Below are 21,341 nucleotides of genomic sequence, written 5' to 3'. Positions count from 1 at the left end.
CGGTCTCGATGACTTAATTAAACCATGAAGCCCCGGGGCGGACAACCCCGGGGCGCTGTAGGACGGTTCCGCTCAGGCGCCGAACACCTCCGGGTGCGCGGTCTTCCAGTCCTGCCAGCGCTTCGGCCACGTGTCGTGGGCTTGGTCCATGACCTGCTCCAGCGTCAGCGGGCCGACCGCCTCGCTCGGGAACGCCTTCCTGTACGTCGGCGACGGCGGCACGAACATCGGCCCGACGGACCAGGTCCGCCGGCGGTAACCCCAGTCGTCCTCGCCGTACTTGTGGAAGGTCACGCCGTTGGCGCCGCCGTCTACGTCCAGCAGGCGCCGGGCCATCTTGTACCGATACCCCGACGAGTCGTCGGGCCCGTAGAAGTACGTCTTGTACTCCTCCAGGTACGCGGCGAGCATGGCGGCCTCGCGGTCGGTGGGCCGGGCCGCGCTCTCGCGGTCGAACGCGACGAGGTAGCACCACATCGGGTGCGAGCCGGTGACGGCGATGCGTAGCGCGGTGAGCGGGTCGTCCCGGTCGGCGTCGGTGCCGAACGGCCATGCGGCGGTGTCGGTCATGGTCGGTCCCTCGTTCCTTGGTCTGTCGGTCCGGTGTTTCGTCCCGATGACTTAATTAAATCACAGTGCCCCGGAGAGGACAACCCCGGGGCACTGTAGGACGGTTCCGCTCAGACGCCGACCCGCTGGCCGGCGGAGACGTAGCACCGGCACGGCTCATCCGGGGCGTGGTCGTGGAACAGCTCGTGCTTCGCCCGCATGTCCTGCGGCTGGTCACCGTCGGCCTGCCGCGCACCGCACCGGCAGAAGCTCCGGTCCAGCCACGGGTTGTACGTCAGCCACGGGTGCTCGCGTGCCTCGCACCACTGCCGGGTCGTGTCGTCGGCCATCGGTCGCTCCTCAGTCCTCGTCCGGGACGTGCACGCGGAAGGTGTCGGTGGACATGTCCATCTTCACCTCGGCCCGGCCGCCGTTGTCCCGGATCTCCTGCGCCGCCTGCTCGGCCGGCTTGCTGCCGCGCGGGTGGCCCGCCGGCGACGTGAACACAACAGCCATGATCTTCCTCATTCCTTGGTCGGGCGCTCGGGCTGAGCTGCCTCGCAGGGAGCACGGCTCGCATACGCTCGCCGGGCCGTGCTCCCGGGCGGTGCTCAGGCGCTTGCGCCGGGAAGGGCCGGGGTGTGGGTGCCCACCGTGTCGATGACGGCGAACGTACGGCCCAGCCGCCGGACCTTGGCCAGCGTGTAGGGCTGAGGCTTTCCGTCCCGCAGGAGGACGGTTGCCGGGATCTCGGCGTCTTCCGGCCGTTCGGTGAGCGGCGCGTCGCGGAGGGCCGAGCCGAGAATGGTCAGCCAGGCGTCGCCGTAGTCGTTGCGGTAGCCGTGGCCGAGGGAGCCCCAGGCGTAGCCCTCGGCGCGGGAAGTGTCGGTCACCGTGTCGGTTCCTCTCTGCGGTGGGCCGGGGCCGCCGGTCGACGGCCCCGGAGTGGACGGTAGATCAGGCGCTGACCAGCTCGCGGGCCTTCTCCGGGACGCGGACGGCCTGGCGGACGGTCACCGGCTCGCCGTGGGCCAGGACCATGAGCACCACGGCCGCCTTGAACTCCGCCTTGCGCGGCTTGTACGCCCGCAGCAGCTCCTGCACCTGCGCGGCGGTGAAGTGGTTCACCTTGCGCAGCCGGTCGGCCCTGCCGTCGGTGGTGCGGTGCGTGCGGGCGACCTTGACGGGCTGCACACCGAGGCGCTTGGCGACCGAGCGCAGGCCGTTCGCCACACCGGCCGCCGTCTCGGCGTCCACACCGGCGGCGACGGCGTGCGTGGCGAGCGAGCGGCCCCGGCGCAGCGAGCGGGCGAAGCGGGTGGCGGCTGCGCGCTCGCGGACGGTCCGGCGGCGGAGGCGGGAGGTCTTCATCATGGTCGGTTCCTTCTTCCTTGGTCCATCGCCGGTCCTCCCGGCGATGACTTAATTAAATCATAGACAGGCCGACGGGGCAACCCCGCACCGCGCGAGGGTTCCGGATGGAGGGCGCTCGCGGGCCTGTACCGCCTGTACCGTGTGCTCCCCATTACACATAGGAGGGTCAAATCTCACGGTTATAGGCGGGAGACGGTACAGGCGGTACAGCTTTACACGCTCTGCCTTGACCTGCGGTTTTGCGAACCGCGTCGGACCGGCGGAGTCCGCGCCCGAGCCCCTGCGACCGCCCCCGCTCGCCTTCCGCCGGTCGGCCGCCCCCACGGCGGGTCATGTTCCGCTTGTCCGTCTGCGCGCACGACAAAGCCCCGCAGCATCACTGCCACGGGGCTTCGGCCCGCCGTCAGCCGATGTAGTACGGGAGCTGCGACCCGCACGAGCGGCGCGGGTGCTGCCTGCCGGCTGGGTAAAGGATGTCCAGCGGACGCGGCGGCAGGTCGGCGTACCGTGGCCGACAGTCGGGGTGGTAGTGCAGACATGAGCCGTCGACCCCGAGGGCGAACACCGGTCCGTCGATGTCCTGCCAGCAGGCGCGGCACACGGTGTCAGGTACGTTCCATCGGCCCGTCTCCGGGTCGACGTAGCGCTCCGGGATGCCGAGGTACTTAGCCTCGTAGGCGTTCACACGCACGAGTTCGGTCTGCGCAGCCTCGTACGCGGCGCGGTCACCGTCCAGCCTGGCGGCATCCATCCTGTCGTGCACCCGACGGCGCAGGTTGGCGGGGTGTTGTGCGGCAGTGGTCATGGCGTCCTCGCTCCCTCAGTTCCTTGGTCGTCGTGCACGAAGTCGATGGCCCGGTCCAGGGCGGACCAGAGCACGGTGTCCCGACCCCACACGGGGTCGATGACGGCGAGCAGCACGCCATGGCGGGCCAGCTCCCGCCGCGCCTGGCGGCCGACGCCGGACAGCTCCGCATCGAGCTGGAGGCGCCCTGGGCGGCCCCCGAAGCCGGTGTGCGGCTCACCACCCCAGCGGGTCGCCAGCAGGCCGCGAGACGGCCCTACCGCGCGCCCGGGGCCGTGGGCGGAGACGATGAGCCCGACCGCCCGCGCGGTCCGGATGACGCGCCGCAGCAGCGGGTCTCCGCCGGCGATCCAGCCCTGTACGGCCGCGCGCTGCTCCCACCGCCGACCGTCGAACGCCACGGTGTCCAGGCCCGGCTGCGAGTCGGTGGTGATCCAGCCGCGTCGGTTCAGCCGGGCCAGCACGGGGATGAGATGCGTTGTCTCCTCGTCCGGCCGTGCGGCGCCGTACCCGGGCCGCTCGTCGATACGGCCCTCCAGCCAGTCGGCCATCGCCGCGCCCACCTCGTCGATGCGGCGCGCGTCCCGCCAGATCCGGTCCATGGGTTCCCCGCTTCCTCGGTTCCGTGGTCAGGGTGAGGCCGGGCCCCGGAATCACCAACCGGTGTCCGGGGCCCTGCGGGGTGTCAGGCGCAGGCCATGACCCGGCCGCCCTTGGCGTACACGGACCCGTAGAAGTTGACGTCGAAGTAGTCCGTCGTGATGTCGCTGCCGTCGAAGTTGTAGGCGCGCAGCAGGTCGGCCAGCTCGTCGGCGAGGGCACGCATCGCGGGCGTGGCCGTCTCCATCACGATGCCGAAGCGGTCCTCGCGCATCTCCCACGCCCAGTCCTTCGGCTCGTTCAGGATGCTGATGTCGATGGACGTGCCGCCCGAGAACCGCGCGCTACGCACGCTGAACTTGATCTCCGCCGGGGCGTCGCCGATCGGGTCCGGCAGCTTGACGGCCCCATCCTCGCCGGCCGTCTGCTTGGCCAGCTTGCGCGCGAGCTTGATCTGCGTCCGGACCAGGGCGGCAATCTGGACGGTGGACAGGTTGCGGTCGTACTTGGCGCCGTAGGCTCGGCGGTCCGTCCAGCCGCCGGCCGCCTGCGCGGGGGTGATCCCGTGGACCTCGCCCGCCTTGGCGATCAGCCTGCCGAGCATGAGCCGGGCGGCCTCGCGCTCGTTGTCCCCGGTGCGCGGGTGGTCGATGAGCGTCTGGAGGAGCTTGATCTTCTTCGCCGTCTTCGCGTCCATGATGTCCTCGTTCCTTGGTCCGTCGGCGGTAACCCCGCCGATGACTTAATTAAATCATAGGTCTGCCGACGGGACAACCCCGGACGCGGCGAGACCCCGAAGCCATCGGGCCTCGGGGTCTCCTTGTCGAAAATTTTCTACACGGGCGTCAGGCGCGGTCCACGCGGAACGCGTAGCCGCTGCCGTTGTGCTTCACCTGCTCGCCGGCCGGACGACGGGCGAAGTCGGCGGCGAAGATGCGGGCCTCGCCGCGCGGCACGCGGGAGTTGTCCATCAGGCAGTACGCCACGGCGAACTCCACCTCGCGCAGCGTGCGCAGCGCCGTCGAGTTCGTCTTCACCGTGCCGTCCGGCAGGGTGCGGGTCAGGGTGAACCGGGTCATGGGTTCCTCGTTCCTTGGTCGGGCCGGTCAGTAGTCGCCGTCGTAGCCATAGTCCTCGGGCGTCTCGCCGACGCAGACCGGGCACATGCACCGGCATGTGGACTCCCGCCCGGTGCAGCGGTTCCACATGCATCCGTTGCCGTGGCCCGCGCACTGGTTCCAGATCTCCACGAACTCCCACGGGCCGAACGGATCCACCTCGGGGTTCCAGGCGACGGCCGGACGCCGCGTCATGGCGTCACTCCATCCCGGGGTAGCACAGCGCGTGATCGTCCATGGCCTTCACCTCACGGCCGCACCAGCAGATGGTGTCCGCCGCCAGGCCCTCCTTCTCCTCCAGGTGCTGAACGGCCGCGCGGTCGTTGATGAGCTGGACGAGCCCGGACAGGTCGAGCGTCACGGTCAGCGCGACCGGCGCCCGCCGGGACTCGGCCAGGCGCTTGCCCGGGTCCTGCGGTTCCAGGGACGACAGATGTGACTCCACCAGGTCCCGCGCCGCCTCCAACACGGTCAGGGCCTCACGTGCGGTGGCTGCGCTCCAGGTGTAGCGCGGCGGGTCGAACTTCGTCATCGCGGGTTCCTCTCTTCCGTGGTCACAGGGAGCGGCCAGCCGCCCATGCCGGTGCGGCGGTCGTCGTCGGGGTGGTCGACGTCACGCGGCCGGTTGGCCTCCACGATCCGGCGCATCCACCCGGGCATCTCGCCGACCGGCGGGAAGTGTTCGGCGGAGCTGCGGAACTCCAAGGTGATGTCCACGCGGGAGACGTCCCGGCGGGCGCCGTAGCGGATCCGCAGGCCCATCGGCTTGCGTCGCCGGCCGGTGGCGGTCTTCACCGGCGGCGCGTCGGTGAGGTCCACGCGGACCTCGTGGTCGATTTCCCGGACGCTCGCGGTCACGTCGGTGGTCTGGCTCATCGGTTCCTCTCTTCCGTGGTCGCAGGGGAGCCCCGGGCCCGACGGCCCGAGGCTGGCGGGTCACTCGCCGACGCGTGCCAGGTAGGCGGCGAGGTCGCGCCGCATCCCGCCCCAGACGGCCAGGGTGAACTCGGCCGCGATGACGCGCTGGGTGTCGCCGGCCGCGCGGGCCGCGTCCAGCTTGCGCTGGAACCCGCGCTCGATGGCGTCCTCGCTGAGCCCGTCCTGCGTGCGCATGGTGGACAGGGTGCGGGTGGCGACGGTGAATCCGAGGCCGGCCATGTTCTCGGCGACGTCGGGCTCCAGGACCCCGTCCATCGCCTTGCGCATCAGGTAGTCGTCGGCGGCCCGACGGGCCTCGGCCAGCAGCGAACGGGTGTCGGTATCGCGCATGGGTTCCTCGATTCCTTGGTCGGCCTTTCGATGACTTAATTAAACCATCACCTGACCGGCTGGACAACCCCTCGGGGACGACGAAGCCCCGGAACCGTACGGCTCCGGGGCGTTCTGTCCAACCGTCAGGAGCGGCCGGCGTCCACCTCGCTCTCCTCGTACCGGCCTCCGTACTCGGTGTCGGCCACGTCGATCCACGGCTCAGGGTCGCCCGCGTAGCGCGGGAGCCGTGCAACGGACGTGGACACCCCGCCGCGCGGGTCCCGTACCTTGCCGAGGATCTTCGGGGCGAAAATGCAGCCCTGCGGAGTGTTCCGCTGGCCGCAGCAGGGGTCCGCGCCGCACCGGTCTTCGTCGTTCTGGATCGTGGGCGCCCTGCTCTCGGGTTCGACGTCAGGGGTCTGGTCGACGTATGCGGCCCTGGTTCGCCACACCGCCCCGCACGCGCGGCAGCAGAGTTCGGAGTAGTCCGACGGGGTGCGTCGACCGCCGTTGAAGGCGGAGTAATTGGCCTTCCGGACCAGCACCCGCCACGACGGCCGGTGCGCCGCGCGGTCCTTGCAGGATGTACCGCCGCTCATGCTTTCCTCGCTTCCGTGGTCAGGGCCGGGAGCCTGTGGGGCTCCTGGGCGGGATCTCTACTTCGCCTCGCAGCGGGGGCAGAAGGTGTACAGGTGCGCGTACTTGTCCGCCTGCTGCTCGGCCTTCGTCTTGAAGTCGTAGCCGTTGCCGTAGCGCCACGGGCGGAAGCTCTTGTTGCACAGGGCTCGGCCGTCCTTGTCGGCCTGCGTGAAGCGGTGCAGCAGGGTCCTGTGGCTGGCCACGGTCCACACGTCGGGCCGCTCGTCGGTCCCGGCCGACTGCTCGGCCGGGGCGTCCACGCGGACCAGGCGGACCTTGCGGCCGTCCTTGTACTCGATCGCGTAGTCCGTGCGGCTGATGCTCGACATGGTCTCGACCTCGCGCCGGCCGCCCATCATCGCGTGGTTGATCTCGCCCAGGCCCTCGCGGATGGACACGTGGGTGACGGTGCCGTTCTCGGTCCGCTCGTAGACCTTGCCGGCGGGGGCGGTCTGCTCGGTCATGGCTTCCTCGTTCCTTGGTCGGTCCCTCTCGATGACTTAATTAAATCATGGGGCCCCGGGAAGGGCAACCCCGGACGTCAGGCCACGTTCAGCGCGCGACGGATGCCGTCCTCCAGCCGCACGCGGGGCCGGTAGAAGCGGGTCATCAGCGCCGGGTCGCCCACCCGGTACATGACGCCGGCCGGCCGGCCCGGCAGCGGCTTGATCTGCGGGTCGTACCCGGCGGCCGTCGCCATCATCCGCGCCAGTTCCCGGAACGTGGTTGGCCGGCCGGTGCACAGATTCACCGGCTCCGCCGTGCCCGCCTCGGCGACGGCGAGCGCCCCGGCGACGACGTCGTCCACGTGGATCCAGTCGCGCACCTGGTCGCCACTGCCCCACACCTCCAGCGGGTCCTCGCGGCGCCGCACCCGCTCCAGGATCGCCCGGAACGGGTAGGTGTCGTCCTGGTCCTCGCCGTACCCGGAGAACGGCCGGACGACGGTCACCGGGACGCCTGTCCGGCGGAGCTGGGCGGCCAGCATCTCCCCGGTCACCTTGGACCAGCCGTACACGTGATCCGGCTGCTGCACGACCGCCAGGTCCACGTCGTCCTCGCGCAGCCGGTAGCCACGGCGGGCCGACCACAGCGTCTGATACCCCATCGGGTACGCCGCGCTGGAGCTGAAGTACAGCACCCGGCCCGGCCGCGCGACGGCCGCCCACCGGAACATCTCGGCGTCGATCGACAGCGACTCGGCCGTGGCGAGCGGGTCGCCGTCGATGGTCTCCCGGCCGCCGACGATCGCCGCGCAGTGCACCACCAGGTCCCACAGCCCCGGCACCGCACCCTTGCTCAGGCAGTCACGGAAGTACGCCCGGCAGTCCTGCGCCGGCGACGCCTTCACGTCCAGGCCGTGCACCTCGTACCCGCGCCGCTTCAGCTCCGCCGCGAAGTGCCGGCCGAGGAATCCCCTGTCGCCGGTGACCAGCGCCCTCATGCCGCCGCCCGCGCGTACTCGTCCAGCACGCGGTACAGCGCGGCGGGCAGCCGTGTCTCCCGCCACGCCAGCCAGGCGGCCCGGTCGGCCGTATCGGCCTCGGTGGCGTTGACGGCCGCGTACCGCTCGTCCATGGCCGCCTTGCCCGCCGCCGGGTGTAGATGCTCGATGACGACGTCGGGGAGGTAGCGCAGCGCCCCGAGGGTGCGCCCCAGCTCCAGCCAGAAGTTGTCGACGTACAGGTGCCGCAGAACCGGCGGCGCCATGAAACCGAGCGCGCGCACGAGGCGGGACGGCATGAACGCGGCCGTCGGCAACGCCTCACCCTGGAGCAGGTCGTTGCCGTAGACGACGGCCGGCCCCGGCCCGGCGAGCGCGCCGAGGACGTGCGCGTCCCACCCGGCGGTGCGCGGCAGGTGGTCGTCGCCCATGAACCCCAGCGCCGCGTACTCGTCGGCGAGGACGTTCGCCGCGTAGTTCAAGGCGGCCGTCATACCGGTGCCGCCGTCCCCGTCGTGGATCATCACGTGCGTGATCTCTCCGACGCCGACGCGGGCGAGATAGCCGGGCAGCTCGGGGTCGTCGGCATCCAGGACGAACACCGGCACGGCGTTGAGGGAGTCGGTGTCGGTGAACGCCTGCTGGAGCCGGGAGGCATTCTGCGGCCGTCCCCGCGTGGGGACGATGACCGCCAGGGGCTTGGTGGTCTGCGTCATGCGCGGGACCGTAGCGGCGATTCGCAAAATCACCGCACGGCTCGCTGCGCCCCAGGTCAGGTACGACGAAGCCCCGGGCCGTAGCGGCTCCGGGGCTCCGGGTGGTGGGTCAGTCGTCCGTGCCGGGCTCGTCGGGTTCCAGAGACCAGAACGTGGTGATGAAGTTGCAGAGACGGCCCTTGCTCTCCAGATCGTGTTGCACGGATCGGAGCGCCTTCCGGTACTGGTCGGAGCGGGTCTCGCCGGGGCCCCACTCGACCGTTCCGGAGTACGACGACAGACCGATCGGGGAGTTCTCCGCGTTCGCAACGGAGACTGCGATGACGTAGAAGTACCTGCCGGGCTTGTTCACGGTTCCTCGTTCCCTGGTCGGGGCGGGTCAGACGGCGACCGGCTGCGGCGCGCGGTCCGCCTTGTAGGCGAAGAACCGGCGCACCTCGTCCCGGCTGAAGCGGTTCGTCCACCCGTCGTCGGACTGGGCGATGATGCCGCCGCGCTCGACCACGAGGACCGTGAAGCGGTCCCAGTGTCCGGAGGCGATGCCGTCCCACACCAGCCGGTCACCGACGCCGACCGGGACCTGGACGTTGCCGCCGGTCCAGCGCGTGTACCGGACCCGGATATCGGGCGTGCCCTCCGGGACGGTCAGCGCCCGCGCGGTGAGGTCGTCGGCCAGGTGCTCCTTGATCAGCGGGTACAGCGGCTCGGCGCGGTAGTTGTTCTCCGGGTCGTACACGCCCCGGGCCAGGCGCTCGAAGACCGGGCGCAGCTCCCCGGCGTCGCCGGCGATACGCACGAAGGCCAGGCGCAGCGCCTCGTTGTCGAGCGGCGGCAGGTGGCCCCGGCGGTCGGCGTCGGCCAGCACCGCGTCGGCGACCGTCCGGGCCACGTCGGCCGGGTGGGCCGTCTCGCCGGTGACGGCGGCCGTGCAGCCGATGCAGGTCAGCACGTCCTCGGTGAGGCGGGCCGGGTCCAGCTTCTCGTAGGGGCGCACGACCGCGTGGCGGCCGGCGTCGCAGGCGGGGCCGATGAAGTCGCCGGTGTGCGAGTTGAGCAGACCCTGGTGGACGGTGCCGTCCAGGCCGATGACGTTGCGACGGTCCATGGTTCCTCGTTCCTTGGTCGGTACTGCCGATGAATTGATTAAATCATAGGCGTGCCGACCGGACAACCCCGGGGACGACGAAAGCCCCGGAACCATACGGCTCCGGGGCTTTCGCTCCAACCGGCTCAGACGGCGGCGATGATGAGCGCCGCGACGAACAGCCACAGGTGGTGCCAGGACTGGTCGAGCGCATAGGCGCCGGTCCCGAGCGTCGGAGCGTACCCGCCGTGCGCGGTCGCCGGGTGCAACGGGTCGGCCGGGGTGCCCATGTTGTAGAACTCCCGCTTCCGGCAAGCCATGGCGAGGCGGGCGAGCGTGGAACGGCGGTCGGCCCAGTAGTGGCTCGCCGCGTCCACGCCGAGGCCGAGGACCACGCCTACCGCACCGACGTCCAGGCCGAGGACGGCCACAGCGATGAGCAGCAGGACGGCTTTGGTGACGGTCAGGGTGACGACGTGCCGGCCGCAGGCGATGCGCCCTGTGCGGTTCGGCTCGCCCTTGCGGGCGGCCTGCCAGCCCGTCTGGATCCAGTGGTCCCCGACGGAATGGGCGACGAGCAGCGCGACGAAGACGGCGGCGAAGGTGCCTGCGGAGTTGTCCATGGTTCCTTGATCCCCTCGTTCTCGGATGGACGAAGCCCCGGGCCGTGCGGCTCCGGGGCTTCGTGGTCAGGCACGTCAGTCTCAGACCATGGTCCGGTATTCGTCGGCCATGTCCGGGACGTCGCGCAGCAGCTCGGCTGCCCGCCCCAGGAGAGCGGTACGCGCGGCCTCGTCGTCGGTGTTGCGGACCTCGTTCAGGATGACGGCGGCGGTCTCCACGTCCTCGTGCCCGTTGACGCCCGCCTCCTCGAACCGCTCGGCTGCCGTGCCGAGCTGGCCGGTGAACGTGCCCGGGTCGGCGGCCGGGGATCCCTCGGCGACGTAGGCGATGTCTTCCGCGTAGCGGCGGACGACGTCTTCGACGGTGAGCGCGGCAGTGCTCATGGCTTCCTCATTCCTTGATCGGTTGTGCTTCGGGTTTGACGGGTCAGCGGGCGATGACGGGGCGGTGCAGATCACGGTGCTCCACGACGACCTCGTGGCCTCGCCGGCGCAGGCGCCGGGCGAGTACGTTGGCGGCGACGGCACTGCGGTGACGTCCGCCGGCGCAGCCGACCGCGACGATGGTGTCCCGGGCGGACGGGTCTGCGTCATACGCCTGGACGGCACGCACCGTCGCGGTCAGCAGCGCCTTGACGCCCGGTGTGCCCAGCACGGTCCGGCGGACCAGGCGGTGTGCGGCGGTCAGCTCACGCGTGGCCGGGCTCACGTGCGGGTCGCGGAAGTGGGCGCGCAGGTCCAGGGTCAGGTGGGCGTCCGGGGCGTCGCCGTGGCCGTAGCCGAAGGAGATGATGCGCACGGCGCCGGGGCGGGACTTGGTCATGGTCACCAGTCCCCGAAGGTGCAGACCGGGCCGCACACACCGCGCTCGTGCGGTCCTCCCGGAGCGAAGTGGTTCGAGACCTCGGTGTTGGTCGGGCAACTGCCGACACGCCCCCTCTCCGTCCGGCCGCTGCTCCAGGTGACCGGCTCGGCGCCGGCTTTCAGCTCGTCGCAGCGCGGACAGCCGTTGAATTTCCGGCCGAAGCGCGGCGCGTGGTTGTGCTTCGTGGTCATGGGTTCCTCGTTCCGTGGTCGGCGGTTCCAATGAATTAACTAAACCATAGTCGCCTGTTGCCGCACAACCCCCGAACGCGAAGAACCCCGGAGACTCGGAGTCTCCGGGGTTCAGCCGCAGGCGGCGTCATCGTCTTCACCGCCTCCGGTGCTTGCTCCTCGCGGCCAGCGCCTCCGCCTTGGCCTTCGCCTCGACGGCGCCGGCGTGGGAGTTGATGACGTGCGCGGCCACCAGGCCGAGCAGGATCACCGCCGCCAGGACCGCCACGACCACGACGGCCACCATGGCGAACACCAGCGCGCACAGCGTCAGGACGACGCAGGCGAGCAGCGCGGTGTACAGCCACGGAATGACCCGCTCCGCCACCGTTTTCTCCGGACCCTGGTGCACGGCCGCCCCTGCGGGGACGGTCGGCGGGGCCGCGTAGTGGTGGTGGACGTGAACGTGAACCCCGCCGTCGGCCGCCGCCTGCGCCGCCGACGGGTTGGCCCGCAGGTAGCCCAGCAGCTCGTCGGGGACGGGGGAATGCCTCCGCTCTATCTCCATGGTCATCATTCCTTGATTCCTGGGTCACGGGGCCGCAGCGACGACCCCGAATTAGTTGTACCACGGCGACGAGCGGCCCAATCAGACGACGAAGCCCCGGGCCGCAAGGGCGCCGGGGCTGCCGGGTGTCGAGCAGGGGGTCAGTTTTCGCGGGACCCCACGTCGACCAGGTGATGAGGGCGGATGACGTGGGCGACCTCGTCCCCGACTTCCTCGGTGTAGACGTACAGCCAGCTTCCGTCGTCGGACTTCACGATCCTGTCCACGGTCTCAGGGCGTGTGGCGAGACGAGCCACATCGCCCGGGCGGAGTTTGTTCGCACGGACGGCCCGAGCGGCCACGGTCGGTTCCTTCCTTTGTTTGTTGATCGATTCAGGAGGCTCACAGGGAGCGGATCGACAGCACCGCGTACTGGTTGCTGCCGACGTGCCCGGTCAGGGCGGCGACCGCCTGCTCGGCGTTGCCGGCCTGCACCCGCACGAAGCTGGGGCGGACGTCCTGGAACCGACGGTACGAGATGCCGAAGGCGGGGCGGGTGTCCCGGGCGTCCACGATGTGACCGATGCGAGCGTTCATGTGTTCCTCCTGGTGGGGTGGTGTGCCGGTCCTCCCGACTGATTTAATTAAACCATAGGTGGGGCCGGCCGCACAACCCCGCCGCCGCTACTCGGCGAAGACGTACCCGACGCCCTCCGGGGTCGCGTCCTTGACCAGGTCGCCGTCCCGCACCCGGGAGTCCAGCCACTGGTACACCCACGGCCGGGACCGCCCGGTGATCTCCGTCAGCTCCTTGAGATCGGCGAAGGTCACGCGCTTCACGCCCCGCCGGCGCAGCGCGGCCAGCTTCTGGTGCGCCACGTCGTCGGCCGCCGCCGGGCTCATCCGGTCCTCCGGAACGGCGGGCAGTTCGATCACCCCGGCGCCGCCGCGCAGCCCGGACCACACGAACCCCAGCGCCTCCTCGGCGACGGCCAGCGCGCACCGCGAGCACAGCGGCAGCGTCCTCGTCAGCGTCGCCGGGGCGCCGCAGCCGGTGCAGTTCTGTTCCTTGGTCATCTGTCACTCCTCCTCGTGTCACGCTGCGTTGTCCGCACCGGCCGGGCCGGCCGGGAGAGAACATGAGGCCGCCGCGTTGCCGAACCCGTCAGCGGCCCTGTAAGGCCCGTGTAACCGGCCGGTGTCGCTGACTGCCAGGCCGCGTCTGCTGACGCGCCAGAGGCGTCACGGCGGGCCGTCAGACATACGTCAGGGCGGGCATCCCTGACATGGGATGCCCGCCCCGGGGCCGCTCCAATCCGGGCCCGTCACATGGCCGCCGCCTCGGCGAGGACGTTGCCGGCGACCTCGTAAACGGCCTTGGTGTTGGGCGGGTTGATGCGCCGCAGCACCCCGTCGTCGGCCAGGCGCTCCAGCTCGTCGTACACCCACCAGCGGGGCCGGCCGGTCAGGTCAGGCAGGTCCGCCAGCGCCTCGAACGTGACGTCCGACCGCTCGCCGGACGCCAGGATGTGCAGCCGGTTCAGCAGCTCCGCGCGGGAGTCTTCCTCGCTCATCCGTTCGCGCACCGGCTCGCACAGGGCGACGTCCACCGCCCCGCGCGGGGCGGCCAGCGGCACGCCCGTGTCGATGTCGTCGTCGCTGGTCAGAGACATGCTCACCGCCTCCTTGAAGTCGTCGTCCACCGTGCTCTCCACAGGCTGCGCGACGGTCGCCGGCGCGGCCTCGTCCTGCTCGTCCACGACGCCTTCCGCGAGGATCCGGTACGAGCCCTCGTCCAGCGTGGCCCAGTACGGCCGGGTGGCCTCGATCATCTCCGCGCGGTCGGCCGCCTTCATGCGCGGCACCCGGCCCTCCACCGGCCAATGGGCCTTGTCCGTGCCCGTGACCTCGGCATACAGCGATCCGGGGGCGTCGTTGGCCCACTTGGTCGGGTCGGCCCCGGCCTCCAGCGTCTCCGCCTCCAGCGCGTACTTGGCGTCCTGGTACTCCTTCTGGCCGTGGGCCAGGGACTGCACGAGCTGACCTCGGGTTTTGCGGGGGACGTTGTCGTGCGGCATGGTCTGCGCGGACGCGCAGAAGTGCACGCCGACGCTGCGCAGCTTGCGCAGCGCCTCGTCGGCCTCCTCGTCCACGACCGTCAGCACGTCGGTGGCCTCCTCGATGTCCAGGAAGATGGCCGGGACGCCGTGCAGGGTGTACAGCTCGGGCACCCACTGCTTGTAGCCCTTGCCGCCGTCCGCCCTGGTCAGCGAGCCGAGCAGGCCCGCGCGGTACTCGATGAGCGGGATGAGGTTGCGCACCAGTTGCTCCGTGGCCTCACGGGTCTTCGCGGCCAGGCCCAGCACCTCCTCGATGTCTCCGAAGCTCTGCTGGAATTTCGCCGGGTCGCCGACCACCGGCACCACGTCGATGCGCTCGCGCATCTGGAGGATCGCCGTGCAGATGGTCTCCGTCTTGCCCGCGCCGGACACGCCGGTGCACTTCGTGTGGGCCAGTGGCCTGGGGTTTTCGTCGTCCTCGGACCCGACGATCCACCAGTCGATGTCGCTTCCGTCGGTGCGCCGGCCGAGCCAGAGCGGGTAGTCCGCGATGGACGTCCCGAGGTGACGCGGACCGGTCCACACGGCCGGCTTGAGAGCGCCCTGCGCTCGGGTGAACGCGACGTCCACCTTGCCCTCGTCGCCCTTGACCTTGAGGACTTTCACCTGGTCAGCGCCGACACCGGCGACGGCCGCGATCTCCTCGCGGGCGTCCTGCGCCGTTCGCGCCGTGGTCGGGGCGTCCAGGTGGACGCGGGCGCGCAGCTCGTCCGGTGACTCGGTGACCTTGCCGACCCGGGCGTCCTTGAACGCCCGGACCTTGGCCAGCAGGCCGTCGTTTCCGCTGGTCTCGGGCGACTTGTCGGCGTCGCGGACGCCGGAGAGGGCCGCGTGCCGCACGCACCAGGCGACCGACAGGACGAGGCCGCCGAGCGCCCACGCCTTGGCGACGTCGGCCTGCCACGGCCGGACGGTGACGGCGAAGACTTCCCAGGTCAGGACGGCCGCGACGAACACGGTGACCATGACGCGGGTCTCCTGGCGGCGCACCGCCCACGTCGTCCAGGTCACGTACGCCACGTACGCGAACCCGATGGCGAGGAACGCCATCCACAGCGGGCTGCGCCCGACGACGAAGTGCAGCACGAGGGCCAGCGGCCAGGCGGCGGCCGCGATGACCCATGGCAGGACGTACGACGTGACCCGTTCGGGCACCCTGAACAGGGCGTATCCCCTCATGCGGGGGCTGGAGTTCGACATGTCTTCCACCGCCCCTACACCACGGAGAAGCCGCCACGGCGGCCCCCGGGACGGTTCACCGTGCGGTCCGACTCCAGCTCGTCCAGCAGGCCCTCAAACCGGCGCCACGCCTTGACGACGTCAGCCGCGCCGGCGACGCAGGAGCTGGCGAGGTGGTCCAGGTCGCGGCCGACAAGCTTCAGCGTGGCGGCCGTCTTGACCATCTGCCCCGGCGTCATCCACCCGTCCTTGGCCTGCCTCGCCTGCGCACGTGCAGCCGCCTTGAGCTGGCCTTCCGCCATCTTCGCGGACACGGCGAGGTAGTTCAGCAGCGTCCGGTACGCCTCGCAGAAGGCGTGCAGGTCGTCCTGGTTGCTCAGCTCCATGGAGCCGATGGACTGCGCGAGCTGCGCGATGCCCTGGCCGCGCGATCCGCCGGGCCGGGACGGCTGCTGACCTGCGGACTTGCTCGTCTTCTCCGCCGGTGCCGGATGCCCCTGGGAGTCCAGGCCCCGGCTGCGGAGCTGTGCGTCACTCTGTCCGTTGACCCGGCCCCGCGCGCTGAAGACGTTGTCCGGGTGGTTCTCTCCGATACGGCTCATCACCGATTCCTCGTTCCTCTTCCTGGTTCCTGGGTCCGAAAGGGCGAAAGCCCCACCAGGGTCATCCCCGGTAGGGCTTTACCTAAATCAAGCGTCTCGCGGTCAGTCCTGCGCCGCAAGTGCCTTCTCGGCCCGCTGGATCGCCTTCTTCAACGCCTCGGCCTTGACGCCCTCGTGCCCCGGCAGGGTGGGGACGATCGCGCGGACCTCGTCCCGGCTGTGTCCCGTCTCCATCAGGAACCGGACGGCGGCCGACACGCTGCTCAGCTTGTCCTCCGGGACATCGACCTTGCTGTCCCGCGCGGGGGACACGACCGGGGACACGGTGTCCCCTTCGGCCTTGATTTCCTCGGCCGTCTTGTCCAGCCGGATGCGGACCGAGGGACGCGGCTGGGACACGGCGGGGACAACGGCGCGGGTGCGGGACACGACGGCGGGGACAGGCTCGGGGACAACCGGCGCCGGGGACACGGCGATCTGTCCCTCGTCCCGGGACACGACGGCGGGGACATCCTGCGGGACAAGGGACACCGGGACAACCGGCGCCGGGGACACGGCCGGCGGAACATCCTCGTGCTCCTTGTCCCGGGACACGAGGGACAGCGCCCAGTCGTGCCGCGCCTCGATGTCCGCCAGCGATCCGACCGACTTGCGCCGGACGACCCGGGCGACGATGGCCGCCTCCGCCTTCGCGGCCTCGTCCGCGTCCAGCCCGTGGCGGGCGGCGTCGATGGCGGCGGCGAGCTTCGCGGCCCGGCGGCGGTGCCGGATGCTGTCGGGCTTGGCGGCGGCCACGGCGTCGGCGAGGTCCACCGCGCGGTCGGCGGCCCGGCTGCGGGCGATGGCAGCGGAGTCGGCGCCGCGCCGGCCGATGCCCAGGAACGCGGTCAGCCGCTCCCTCAGCTCCCGCAGGGCGGACGCCAGCAGGCCGGTGGACTTCTCGCCGGACATCCGCAGCTCAAGGCCCAGGAGCAGGTGCAGCAGCACGGCCAGGAGGACGGGTCCGAGGACGACACGGACCGGGCCGCCGACGCTGCCGGACACCTGGAAGGCGGGGATGGCCTGCACGAGGACGGCCGCGTAGGCCAGGTACGCCGGGCCCTTGGTGCGGGTGGCCCACGCGTACACCGTGAGCGCGATGATGGCCGCCTCGGCGACCCCGCACAGGATCATGCGCTCCGTCTCGTTGGTGATCTGGAGCGCCGTCTCCAGGAAGCGGTACGAGGTGTCGGCCGACATGGCCAGGGACAACGCGGCCGGGACAAGCAGGCCGCAGGTGGCTGCCCGGGTACGGGACATGCGGGACATGGTCTGTCCTCTCTTCCTTGGTCACAGTTCCTTGGTCGGTGCTGATTTCTCTAAATCATCGTACACGCTATCTGTCCCCGTGTCCCCTGTCCCGGCGGACTTTTGTCCCGGGACGTGTCCCCGAGGGGACAGTGATGGCTGTCCCTGTCCCGTGTCCCGTGTCCCGGGCGGGACACCGGCCCGCTGTCCCCTCGGGGACAAGGGACAGCCGGGACACGACGAAGCCCCTGCGGGACAACCGCAGGGGCCCGATGTCCCTTGTCCCTGTCCTGTCGTCAGGTGTCGCCGCTGTCCCGCCACGCGTCCCCGTCCGGGACGTCCCGGCACGGGCGGAACGGGTCCGGGCCGGCGCACGGGTGCTGCGGGCGGAAGGGGTCGGTGCTTCCCGCCGCCAGGTCCCGCGCCTCGGCCTCCGTGACGACCTCGCTGAACCAGAAGTCGGTGATCTCGATGTCCCGCAGCTCGACGCCGTGGTCCCGGGACAGGTCGCGGACGGCCGCCGCGCGCAGCCGCACCTCGTCGCACCGGCCGAGCGACCACGCCGTTCCGTCCAGCACCCGCGTCTTTCCCCGGAGGACGGCTGTCCCGCCGTAGACGTATCCGAACTTCAGTCGCCCGGTCATCGCAGAATCTCCGATCCGGGCGCGACGGTCCAGGTGCGGACGCCCGCACGGGCGACGGCCCGCAGGTCGCCGACCCCCTGGAGAACGATCAGGTGGTCCGTCACCCATGCGGCCGGGCGGTCGGCCGCCGAGGCGAGGTCTGTGAATCGGTCAGCGGTGAACTCCCGCACGCCCCCGTCGTGCAGGTCCCGGATGCGCTGCCGTACGGCGTCGGCGAGCGCGGGAGCTGGTCTTGTCGTGGCTGTGGTGGTCGGCACGACGTCTCCGTTTCCGTGTTCAGGTGTGAAGGGTCAGGCCCTTGCCGGCGGTGTGCGACCCGTGGACGTTCCATATCCACGTCCGAGCGTTGATGTGCTCGAATGTGGCCCCGTGGTCCAGTAGTCGCACCAGATAATCCTCGTCCTCGCCACGGTAGCGGCGGCCGACCCCCTCCGTCATCACTTCCTGACCTGGACGAAAGCCGCCTATGGCGCGAACCTGCTCGGTGCGCACCAGGTGGGTCATCGGGATGAACGATCCGAACCGGCGCAGGTGCGCCTCCTGTTCGGGCCCGAAACGCACGCCCCACGGCAAGCGCCACTGACCCTGGACGGACACGGCCGTCGGGTCCGTGCCGCCGCGCACCACCGGCGCCGGGTAGACGAGGTCCGGTCGCTCGCGGGACTGCTCCATCACCCTCATGCACGCCATGAGGTGGTTGGGTTTCAGCTCGTCGTCGTCGTCGAGCCAGGCCACGACGTCCGTGGTGACCCGCTCCAGCGCCCGGTTGCGCGCCTGGTCGGCCCCGGTGCGCAGGCTGTCGCGTTCGACGACGACCTGGTCCGGCCGGCGCCGCTGTGCCCGCACGGAGGCGAGCGCGCGTTCCATCATGGCCTCGCGGCCGGGGATCGTGGGGACGACGACGGCGACGGTCAGGCGGGGCACGGTGGTGTCTCCTCTCCGTCGGCCGGCGGGCTCCAGCGCATGGCGCCGTCGGCGTCGTACCCGGATATGGGCGGGTCCACCTGCATGTTCGCCAGGGACCGGCTCATCTCCCGCCCGGCCCGCTGGACGATCGGGGTCATCCGGGCCGCGTTCTCCCGGATCCGCTGGAAGTTGCGGGAGACCTCGTCCAGGTGTGCGCGCAGTAGTTCGGGGTCCACGTGGACACGGGCGAAGGCGATGCCCGCCGGTGTCGCAGGATCGAGCCCGACAACCACGGAGCCCGCTCCCTGACCCTCGTGGTCAAGCGCGGGCTCCCGGTCAGCGGGTGTCCGGTCCGATGGCATCAAGCCTCCTTGGTGGCCACCCACAGGGCGTCCTTGTCGGCCTGCGACGTCTCGGAGCGGACCATCTCCGCCAGTCCGTCCCGGCGCAGCCGGTCCAGGGACAGGTAGGCGCGGGACTTGTTCAGGCCCATCGCTTCGGCGATGTCGTTGCGGGCCAGTCCGTTCGGGTTCTCCTTGAGCATCCGCAGGACGGCGGCGTCCCGCTCGATGGTCTCCTGCGGCCTCGGGCGTCCCCGCTGGGGGCGCTGCGCGGTCATGGTCATGATTCCTTCCTCCTCGGTCACTGCACGGGGTTGGATGATTTACCTTAATCGGTATTCCCGGCCCTGTCACGCTCCAACCCCCGAGGAGGTCATCAGACCGGTGGAGCGGCCAGCGCGCACGCCGCGTCCCGTCCATCGGTCCGGCGCCGACGACAACGGCCCGCCGGACGGGTTGTCCGACAGGCCGGCAGTGCCGTTCCTCAGTTCCAGGTGCTCCCGCGCCGAGCGGCTACTTCACCGCACGGTGCGTCCACGCATCGCGCATCCCCGGGTCGAACGATGCGGCCTGCGACATGGCGCGTGACGCCGGCATGGTGAGCGACGCGCGGTCGCCCCGGCGGGTGGTCAGCTTCTCCAGCACCTCGTCCCCGGTGACCAGGCCCTCCCAGTCGATGAAGTCCTGCTCACCGGGGACGGCGGAGGCGCCGCGCTTGACGACCAGGTACGGCAGCGGCTCGGGGTTGCCCTCTTCGGTGTCGACGGCGAAAATGCGGATCTCCGTCCACCGGCAGGTCGAGCAGTGGGTGCGCGGCGGGGCGAACTCGGTCCCCGGGTGGTTCTGGTGGTGAGGGCGGAAGCTGGAGCCGAGGCCCAGCAGATCTCCGGTGATGGTGATCGACCGGCCGTGCTGATCGGTGATCGTCCAGGTGCCCGGCTTGCCGACGGACCCCATTCCGGGCAGGGGTGTGGGGCTTGACATGGTCTCGTCTCCTCAGTCCGTGGTCCTGTCCCCGAGCGTACCCGTCAAGGCACTTGGTCCACCGCCCGGGTTCCGGCCGTCTCTTCGCAGGTCCGGCGGGGCGTGGCGGCCCAGCGTAGCGGGCATACCTGATTTAACAAAATGACTCAAGGGGCGGAGGACCAAGGAATGCGGATCATGGGGTTGGATCTGTCGATGACGTGCACGGGGGTGGCCTTCCCCGACAACTCGACAGCCGTCGTCAAGCCGCGCGGCAAAGGCTACGGCCGGCTGCTCGGCATAGAGGAACGACTGTGCGCGGCGGTGCGCGTCGCCCGCCCCGACCTCGCCGTCATCGAGGACATCCGCGCCGGCCTGAAAGGCGACGCCGCCAAGGTCGTCCCGATGGTGCACGCGGTCGCCATCCTCGCACTCGGCCGGGCCGGCGTGCCGTACGTCCTCGTCAACGCGTCCACGCTGAAGTTGTACGCCACCGGCCACGGCGGGGCCGACAAGGACAACATGGCGCTGGCCGCGCTGACGTACGCCGGCCGGACGTTCCCCGGCGATCGCGGCGGCGACATGTGCGACGCCTGGTGGCTGCGCGCGGCCGGCCACGCCGCATACGGCGAGCCGGTGGTGCGGGTGCCGCAGCTCCACCTGGACGCCCTGCGAGCTGTGGCCTGGCCGCGCCTCCCGAACGGGACACCCGTGCTCACGCCGCGCCCGGCGAAACCGAAGCGGCGCCGACGTGTAGCGGCCTGACATGATGCAGGCGCGGCCACCGGCCGCGAACAAGGGAAGACCCCCGGGAGTGCCCTTCCCGGGGGTCTTCTTCATGGTGCCGTAGATCCGCTCAGTTGCCGAACGGGTCCACCGGCTGGCCGTCCCCGCCGCTGGAGGCGGTGGAGCTGTGCACCGGCATGTCCTTCGCCCGGCGCGGGTTGTCGTCGGCCTTGGTGTACTTGGCCGTGAACGCGTGGCTGGCGAACTGCGCACCCGGCGCCTTGACGCTGCGCTCCCGGCGCATCTGGATCCGGCCGCCCTGCTGCTCCGGAAGCTGGAGACCGACGGCCTGGAGCGCCTGGTACAGCGCGTTAATCTTCCCGCCGGTGACGTAGAGGACCCGCCGGCCCGAGTCGTCGGGGACCTCCACCTCCTCGTAGTCCTTGCCCTCCCAGGTGACGCCGGTCGGGTCGCCCTGGTACTCGATCACCATCATCTCGACCGGGCGGGCGGAGTCCGGGAACCGGACCTTGGACATCGGGGTGGGGCGCTTGTTCTCCCAGAACAGCAGCTCCTTGGAGACGTTGTCGGACTGCTGCGTCATCCGCCAGCTCAGGATGGTGCCGTCGATCTCGAACCCGACCTTGGGGAACTTGGCGGCGGGGACCTTGTCCCCGCCCTGGCCGCTGAGGAACGCGACGGCCTTGGCCGCTTCGGCGGTGAACGGGTCTACCTGGGTCGTCATGTCTGTGGGTCCTTTGGTTTCTTGGGTGACTGGGTGCCCCGCC

38 protein-coding genes are annotated in these 21,341 nt (G+C 70.7%); 1 reads left to right on the top strand and 37 read right to left on the bottom strand.

Translation table 11 applies throughout. The features are described from left to right. Nucleotides 1-72: 72 nt before the first annotated feature. The 36 genes from ABTY20_RS19170 to ABTY20_RS18995 form a co-directional block, all read right to left on the bottom strand. A complete protein-coding gene (locus ABTY20_RS19170; RefSeq protein ID WP_351998192.1) occupies nucleotides 73-570 on the bottom strand; it encodes a hypothetical protein in 498 nt (165 codons plus the stop codon). Between the two features lie 110 nt (nucleotides 571-680). Beyond that, nucleotides 681-899 carry a hypothetical protein gene (locus ABTY20_RS19165; protein WP_351998191.1) on the bottom strand — a complete coding sequence of 73 codons (219 nt, stop codon included), beginning with the start codon at nucleotides 897-899 and terminating at the stop codon, nucleotides 681-683. A gap of 10 nt (nucleotides 900-909) precedes the next feature. After that, complete coding sequence (locus ABTY20_RS19160; protein ID WP_351998190.1) at nucleotides 910-1,065, bottom strand: DUF8839 family protein; 156 nt, start codon at nucleotides 1,063-1,065, stop codon at nucleotides 910-912. A 95-nt stretch (nucleotides 1,066-1,160) separates the two neighbouring features. Beyond that, nucleotides 1,161-1,442, bottom strand: a complete 282-nt coding sequence (locus ABTY20_RS19155) for a hypothetical protein (protein ID WP_351998189.1) — start codon at nucleotides 1,440-1,442, stop codon at nucleotides 1,161-1,163. Nucleotides 1,443-1,506: 64 nt separating this feature from the next. Next, the gene (locus ABTY20_RS19150; protein ID WP_351998188.1) at nucleotides 1,507-1,923 is read right to left on the bottom strand and encodes a hypothetical protein; all 417 of its coding nucleotides are present in this window, start codon (nucleotides 1,921-1,923) and stop codon (nucleotides 1,507-1,509) included. A 403-nt stretch (nucleotides 1,924-2,326) separates the two neighbouring features. Further along, nucleotides 2,327-2,728 carry a hypothetical protein gene (locus ABTY20_RS19145; protein WP_351998187.1) on the bottom strand — a complete coding sequence of 134 codons (402 nt, stop codon included), beginning with the start codon at nucleotides 2,726-2,728 and terminating at the stop codon, nucleotides 2,327-2,329. After that, nucleotides 2,725-3,330 (bottom strand): DUF6919 domain-containing protein, encoded by a 606-nt coding sequence (locus ABTY20_RS19140; protein WP_351998186.1) that lies wholly within the window; start codon nucleotides 3,328-3,330, stop codon nucleotides 2,725-2,727. The genes ABTY20_RS19145 and ABTY20_RS19140 overlap by 4 nt, the downstream gene beginning before the upstream one ends. 83 nt (nucleotides 3,331-3,413) lie before the next feature. Next, entirely contained in the window at nucleotides 3,414-4,025 is a 612-nt protein-coding gene (locus ABTY20_RS19135) for a hypothetical protein (protein ID WP_351998185.1), read from the bottom strand. A gap of 148 nt (nucleotides 4,026-4,173) precedes the next feature. Continuing rightward, complete coding sequence (locus ABTY20_RS19130; protein ID WP_351998184.1) at nucleotides 4,174-4,407, bottom strand: hypothetical protein; 234 nt, start codon at nucleotides 4,405-4,407, stop codon at nucleotides 4,174-4,176. 27 nt (nucleotides 4,408-4,434) lie between these two features. Beyond that, complete coding sequence (locus ABTY20_RS19125; RefSeq protein ID WP_351998183.1) at nucleotides 4,435-4,641, bottom strand: hypothetical protein; 207 nt, start codon at nucleotides 4,639-4,641, stop codon at nucleotides 4,435-4,437. 4 nt (nucleotides 4,642-4,645) lie between these two features. Beyond that, nucleotides 4,646-4,978, bottom strand: coding sequence for a hypothetical protein (locus ABTY20_RS19120; RefSeq protein WP_351998182.1), 333 nt, complete (start codon nucleotides 4,976-4,978; stop codon nucleotides 4,646-4,648). Continuing rightward, nucleotides 4,975-5,322, bottom strand: a complete 348-nt coding sequence (locus ABTY20_RS19115; RefSeq protein ID WP_351998181.1) for a hypothetical protein — start codon at nucleotides 5,320-5,322, stop codon at nucleotides 4,975-4,977. The genes ABTY20_RS19120 and ABTY20_RS19115 overlap by 4 nt, the downstream gene beginning before the upstream one ends. Before the next feature lie 60 nt (nucleotides 5,323-5,382). Then, nucleotides 5,383-5,715, bottom strand: a complete 333-nt coding sequence (locus tag ABTY20_RS19110) for a hypothetical protein (RefSeq protein WP_351998180.1) — start codon at nucleotides 5,713-5,715, stop codon at nucleotides 5,383-5,385. 125 nt (nucleotides 5,716-5,840) lie between these two features. After that, the gene (locus ABTY20_RS19105) at nucleotides 5,841-6,296 is read right to left on the bottom strand and encodes a hypothetical protein (RefSeq protein WP_351998179.1); all 456 of its coding nucleotides are present in this window, start codon (nucleotides 6,294-6,296) and stop codon (nucleotides 5,841-5,843) included. A gap of 57 nt (nucleotides 6,297-6,353) precedes the next feature. Beyond that, the gene (locus ABTY20_RS19100; RefSeq protein WP_351998178.1) at nucleotides 6,354-6,800 is read right to left on the bottom strand and encodes a hypothetical protein; all 447 of its coding nucleotides are present in this window, start codon (nucleotides 6,798-6,800) and stop codon (nucleotides 6,354-6,356) included. A gap of 77 nt (nucleotides 6,801-6,877) precedes the next feature. Beyond that, complete coding sequence (locus ABTY20_RS19095; protein ID WP_351998177.1) at nucleotides 6,878-7,780, bottom strand: NAD-dependent epimerase/dehydratase family protein; 903 nt, start codon at nucleotides 7,778-7,780, stop codon at nucleotides 6,878-6,880. Next, nucleotides 7,777-8,496 carry a glycosyltransferase family 2 protein gene (locus ABTY20_RS19090; RefSeq protein ID WP_351998176.1) on the bottom strand — a complete coding sequence of 240 codons (720 nt, stop codon included), beginning with the start codon at nucleotides 8,494-8,496 and terminating at the stop codon, nucleotides 7,777-7,779. Before ABTY20_RS19090 ends, ABTY20_RS19095 begins: the two co-directional genes overlap by 4 nt. 109 nt (nucleotides 8,497-8,605) lie before the next feature. Next, complete coding sequence (locus tag ABTY20_RS19085) at nucleotides 8,606-8,848, bottom strand: hypothetical protein (RefSeq protein ID WP_351998175.1); 243 nt, start codon at nucleotides 8,846-8,848, stop codon at nucleotides 8,606-8,608. A 27-nt stretch (nucleotides 8,849-8,875) separates the two neighbouring features. Next, nucleotides 8,876-9,601 carry a hypothetical protein gene (locus ABTY20_RS19080; protein WP_351998174.1) on the bottom strand — a complete coding sequence of 242 codons (726 nt, stop codon included), beginning with the start codon at nucleotides 9,599-9,601 and terminating at the stop codon, nucleotides 8,876-8,878. Nucleotides 9,602-9,726: 125 nt separating this feature from the next. After that, on the bottom strand, nucleotides 9,727-10,203 hold the full coding sequence (locus ABTY20_RS19075) for a transcriptional regulator (RefSeq protein ID WP_351998173.1): 477 nt from the start codon (nucleotides 10,201-10,203) through the stop codon (nucleotides 9,727-9,729). 81 nt (nucleotides 10,204-10,284) lie between these two features. Beyond that, nucleotides 10,285-10,587: a hypothetical protein gene (locus tag ABTY20_RS19070; protein WP_351998172.1), complete on the bottom strand. Its 303-nt coding sequence runs from the start codon at nucleotides 10,585-10,587 to the stop codon at nucleotides 10,285-10,287. Nucleotides 10,588-10,630: 43 nt separating this feature from the next. Next, nucleotides 10,631-11,026: a RapZ C-terminal domain-containing protein gene (locus ABTY20_RS19065; RefSeq protein ID WP_351998171.1), complete on the bottom strand. Its 396-nt coding sequence runs from the start codon at nucleotides 11,024-11,026 to the stop codon at nucleotides 10,631-10,633. Between the two features lie 2 nt (nucleotides 11,027-11,028). Then, a complete protein-coding gene (locus tag ABTY20_RS19060; RefSeq protein WP_351998170.1) occupies nucleotides 11,029-11,259 on the bottom strand; it encodes a hypothetical protein in 231 nt (76 codons plus the stop codon). A gap of 136 nt (nucleotides 11,260-11,395) precedes the next feature. Beyond that, nucleotides 11,396-11,806: a hypothetical protein gene (locus tag ABTY20_RS19055; protein ID WP_351998169.1), complete on the bottom strand. Its 411-nt coding sequence runs from the start codon at nucleotides 11,804-11,806 to the stop codon at nucleotides 11,396-11,398. A 140-nt stretch (nucleotides 11,807-11,946) separates the two neighbouring features. After that, the gene (locus tag ABTY20_RS19050; RefSeq protein ID WP_351998168.1) at nucleotides 11,947-12,072 is read right to left on the bottom strand and encodes a hypothetical protein; all 126 of its coding nucleotides are present in this window, start codon (nucleotides 12,070-12,072) and stop codon (nucleotides 11,947-11,949) included. A 115-nt stretch (nucleotides 12,073-12,187) separates the two neighbouring features. Next, complete coding sequence (locus ABTY20_RS19045; protein WP_351998167.1) at nucleotides 12,188-12,382, bottom strand: hypothetical protein; 195 nt, start codon at nucleotides 12,380-12,382, stop codon at nucleotides 12,188-12,190. Nucleotides 12,383-12,469: 87 nt separating this feature from the next. Next, a complete protein-coding gene (locus ABTY20_RS19040; RefSeq protein ID WP_351998166.1) occupies nucleotides 12,470-12,862 on the bottom strand; it encodes a hypothetical protein in 393 nt (130 codons plus the stop codon). A gap of 248 nt (nucleotides 12,863-13,110) precedes the next feature. After that, nucleotides 13,111-15,105 (bottom strand): hypothetical protein, encoded by a 1,995-nt coding sequence (locus tag ABTY20_RS19035; RefSeq protein WP_351998165.1) that lies wholly within the window; start codon nucleotides 15,103-15,105, stop codon nucleotides 13,111-13,113. 14 nt (nucleotides 15,106-15,119) lie between these two features. Next, nucleotides 15,120-15,686 carry a hypothetical protein gene (locus ABTY20_RS19030; RefSeq protein ID WP_351998164.1) on the bottom strand — a complete coding sequence of 189 codons (567 nt, stop codon included), beginning with the start codon at nucleotides 15,684-15,686 and terminating at the stop codon, nucleotides 15,120-15,122. 102 nt (nucleotides 15,687-15,788) lie between these two features. Continuing rightward, nucleotides 15,789-16,985 carry a hypothetical protein gene (locus ABTY20_RS19025; RefSeq protein WP_351998163.1) on the bottom strand — a complete coding sequence of 399 codons (1,197 nt, stop codon included), beginning with the start codon at nucleotides 16,983-16,985 and terminating at the stop codon, nucleotides 15,789-15,791. A gap of 284 nt (nucleotides 16,986-17,269) precedes the next feature. Next, nucleotides 17,270-17,617 carry a hypothetical protein gene (locus ABTY20_RS19020; RefSeq protein ID WP_351998162.1) on the bottom strand — a complete coding sequence of 116 codons (348 nt, stop codon included), beginning with the start codon at nucleotides 17,615-17,617 and terminating at the stop codon, nucleotides 17,270-17,272. Continuing rightward, nucleotides 17,614-17,874, bottom strand: coding sequence for a hypothetical protein (locus tag ABTY20_RS19015; protein WP_351998161.1), 261 nt, complete (start codon nucleotides 17,872-17,874; stop codon nucleotides 17,614-17,616). The genes ABTY20_RS19020 and ABTY20_RS19015 overlap by 4 nt, the downstream gene beginning before the upstream one ends. A gap of 19 nt (nucleotides 17,875-17,893) precedes the next feature. Next, nucleotides 17,894-18,541 (bottom strand): glycosyltransferase family 2 protein, encoded by a 648-nt coding sequence (locus ABTY20_RS19010; protein WP_351998160.1) that lies wholly within the window; start codon nucleotides 18,539-18,541, stop codon nucleotides 17,894-17,896. Further along, nucleotides 18,529-18,816: a hypothetical protein gene (locus ABTY20_RS19005; protein WP_351998159.1), complete on the bottom strand. Its 288-nt coding sequence runs from the start codon at nucleotides 18,814-18,816 to the stop codon at nucleotides 18,529-18,531. Before ABTY20_RS19005 ends, ABTY20_RS19010 begins: the two co-directional genes overlap by 13 nt. A 68-nt stretch (nucleotides 18,817-18,884) precedes the next feature. Further along, complete coding sequence (locus tag ABTY20_RS19000) at nucleotides 18,885-19,148, bottom strand: helix-turn-helix domain-containing protein (RefSeq protein ID WP_351998158.1); 264 nt, start codon at nucleotides 19,146-19,148, stop codon at nucleotides 18,885-18,887. Between the two features lie 229 nt (nucleotides 19,149-19,377). Beyond that, the gene (locus tag ABTY20_RS18995; protein WP_351998157.1) at nucleotides 19,378-19,848 is read right to left on the bottom strand and encodes a hypothetical protein; all 471 of its coding nucleotides are present in this window, start codon (nucleotides 19,846-19,848) and stop codon (nucleotides 19,378-19,380) included. Nucleotides 19,849-20,025: 177 nt separating this feature from the next. On the opposite strand from ABTY20_RS18995, the gene ABTY20_RS18990 reads away from it, so the two are divergent. Further along, a complete protein-coding gene (locus ABTY20_RS18990; RefSeq protein ID WP_351998156.1) occupies nucleotides 20,026-20,592 on the top strand; it encodes a hypothetical protein in 567 nt (188 codons plus the stop codon). Between the two features lie 91 nt (nucleotides 20,593-20,683). Here the strand turns inward: ABTY20_RS18990 and ABTY20_RS18985 are convergent, their stop codons facing one another. Beyond that, nucleotides 20,684-21,298, bottom strand: coding sequence for a hypothetical protein (locus ABTY20_RS18985; protein WP_351998155.1), 615 nt, complete (start codon nucleotides 21,296-21,298; stop codon nucleotides 20,684-20,686). Nucleotides 21,299-21,341: the final 43 nt, after the last annotated feature.

Origin of the sequence: Streptomyces sp. NPDC126497 (assembly GCF_040302425.1) — a bacterium.
In the GTDB taxonomy this organism is placed as follows: domain Bacteria; phylum Actinomycetota; class Actinomycetes; order Streptomycetales; family Streptomycetaceae; genus Streptomyces.
The sequence above is the reverse complement of the archived record's forward strand: the minus strand, read 5'-3'. Positions and strand labels throughout refer to the sequence as shown.

Bases quoted from the DNA above. Each gene is read 5' to 3' on its own strand.
- ABTY20_RS19105 (WP_351998179.1), bottom strand. From the start codon at position 6,296: ATGAGCGGCGGTACATCCTGCAAGGACCGCGCGGCGCACCGGCCGTCG.
- ABTY20_RS19030 (WP_351998164.1), bottom strand. From the start codon at position 15,686: ATGAGCCGTATCGGAGAGAACCACCCGGACAACGTCTTCAGCGCGCGG.
- ABTY20_RS19045 (WP_351998167.1), bottom strand. From the start codon at position 12,382: ATGAACGCTCGCATCGGTCACATCGTGGACGCCCGGGACACCCGCCCC.
- ABTY20_RS19140 (WP_351998186.1), bottom strand. From the start codon at position 3,330: ATGGACCGGATCTGGCGGGACGCGCGCCGCATCGACGAGGTGGGCGCG.
- ABTY20_RS19055 (WP_351998169.1), bottom strand. From the start codon at position 11,806: ATGGAGATAGAGCGGAGGCATTCCCCCGTCCCCGACGAGCTGCTGGGC.
- ABTY20_RS19135 (WP_351998185.1), bottom strand. From the start codon at position 4,025: ATGGACGCGAAGACGGCGAAGAAGATCAAGCTCCTCCAGACGCTCATC.
- ABTY20_RS19150 (WP_351998188.1), bottom strand. From the start codon at position 1,923: ATGATGAAGACCTCCCGCCTCCGCCGCCGGACCGTCCGCGAGCGCGCA.
- ABTY20_RS19160 (WP_351998190.1), bottom strand. From the start codon at position 1,065: ATGGCTGTTGTGTTCACGTCGCCGGCGGGCCACCCGCGCGGCAGCAAG.
- ABTY20_RS19090 (WP_351998176.1), bottom strand. From the start codon at position 8,496: ATGACGCAGACCACCAAGCCCCTGGCGGTCATCGTCCCCACGCGGGGA.
- ABTY20_RS19040 (WP_351998166.1), bottom strand. From the start codon at position 12,862: ATGACCAAGGAACAGAACTGCACCGGCTGCGGCGCCCCGGCGACGCTG.
- ABTY20_RS19075 (WP_351998173.1), bottom strand. From the start codon at position 10,203: ATGGACAACTCCGCAGGCACCTTCGCCGCCGTCTTCGTCGCGCTGCTC.
- ABTY20_RS18985 (WP_351998155.1), bottom strand. From the start codon at position 21,298: ATGACGACCCAGGTAGACCCGTTCACCGCCGAAGCGGCCAAGGCCGTC.
- ABTY20_RS19060 (WP_351998170.1), bottom strand. From the start codon at position 11,259: ATGACCACGAAGCACAACCACGCGCCGCGCTTCGGCCGGAAATTCAAC.
- ABTY20_RS19000 (WP_351998158.1), bottom strand. From the start codon at position 19,148: ATGACCATGACCGCGCAGCGCCCCCAGCGGGGACGCCCGAGGCCGCAG.
- ABTY20_RS19035 (WP_351998165.1), bottom strand. From the start codon at position 15,105: ATGTCGAACTCCAGCCCCCGCATGAGGGGATACGCCCTGTTCAGGGTG.
- ABTY20_RS18995 (WP_351998157.1), bottom strand. From the start codon at position 19,848: ATGTCAAGCCCCACACCCCTGCCCGGAATGGGGTCCGTCGGCAAGCCG.
- ABTY20_RS19095 (WP_351998177.1), bottom strand. From the start codon at position 7,780: ATGAGGGCGCTGGTCACCGGCGACAGGGGATTCCTCGGCCGGCACTTC.
- ABTY20_RS19125 (WP_351998183.1), bottom strand. From the start codon at position 4,641: ATGACGCGGCGTCCGGCCGTCGCCTGGAACCCCGAGGTGGATCCGTTC.
- ABTY20_RS19070 (WP_351998172.1), bottom strand. From the start codon at position 10,587: ATGAGCACTGCCGCGCTCACCGTCGAAGACGTCGTCCGCCGCTACGCG.
- ABTY20_RS19145 (WP_351998187.1), bottom strand. From the start codon at position 2,728: ATGACCACTGCCGCACAACACCCCGCCAACCTGCGCCGTCGGGTGCAC.
- ABTY20_RS19100 (WP_351998178.1), bottom strand. From the start codon at position 6,800: ATGACCGAGCAGACCGCCCCCGCCGGCAAGGTCTACGAGCGGACCGAG.
- ABTY20_RS19120 (WP_351998182.1), bottom strand. From the start codon at position 4,978: ATGACGAAGTTCGACCCGCCGCGCTACACCTGGAGCGCAGCCACCGCA.
- ABTY20_RS19115 (WP_351998181.1), bottom strand. From the start codon at position 5,322: ATGAGCCAGACCACCGACGTGACCGCGAGCGTCCGGGAAATCGACCAC.
- ABTY20_RS19065 (WP_351998171.1), bottom strand. From the start codon at position 11,026: ATGACCAAGTCCCGCCCCGGCGCCGTGCGCATCATCTCCTTCGGCTAC.
- ABTY20_RS18990 (WP_351998156.1), top strand. From the start codon at position 20,026: ATGGGGTTGGATCTGTCGATGACGTGCACGGGGGTGGCCTTCCCCGAC.
- ABTY20_RS19165 (WP_351998191.1), bottom strand. From the start codon at position 899: ATGGCCGACGACACGACCCGGCAGTGGTGCGAGGCACGCGAGCACCCG.
- ABTY20_RS19170 (WP_351998192.1), bottom strand. From the start codon at position 570: ATGACCGACACCGCCGCATGGCCGTTCGGCACCGACGCCGACCGGGAC.
- ABTY20_RS19080 (WP_351998174.1), bottom strand. From the start codon at position 9,601: ATGGACCGTCGCAACGTCATCGGCCTGGACGGCACCGTCCACCAGGGT.
- ABTY20_RS19020 (WP_351998162.1), bottom strand. From the start codon at position 17,617: ATGACCGGGCGACTGAAGTTCGGATACGTCTACGGCGGGACAGCCGTC.
- ABTY20_RS19110 (WP_351998180.1), bottom strand. From the start codon at position 5,715: ATGCGCGATACCGACACCCGTTCGCTGCTGGCCGAGGCCCGTCGGGCC.
- ABTY20_RS19025 (WP_351998163.1), bottom strand. From the start codon at position 16,985: ATGTCCCGTACCCGGGCAGCCACCTGCGGCCTGCTTGTCCCGGCCGCG.
- ABTY20_RS19130 (WP_351998184.1), bottom strand. From the start codon at position 4,407: ATGACCCGGTTCACCCTGACCCGCACCCTGCCGGACGGCACGGTGAAG.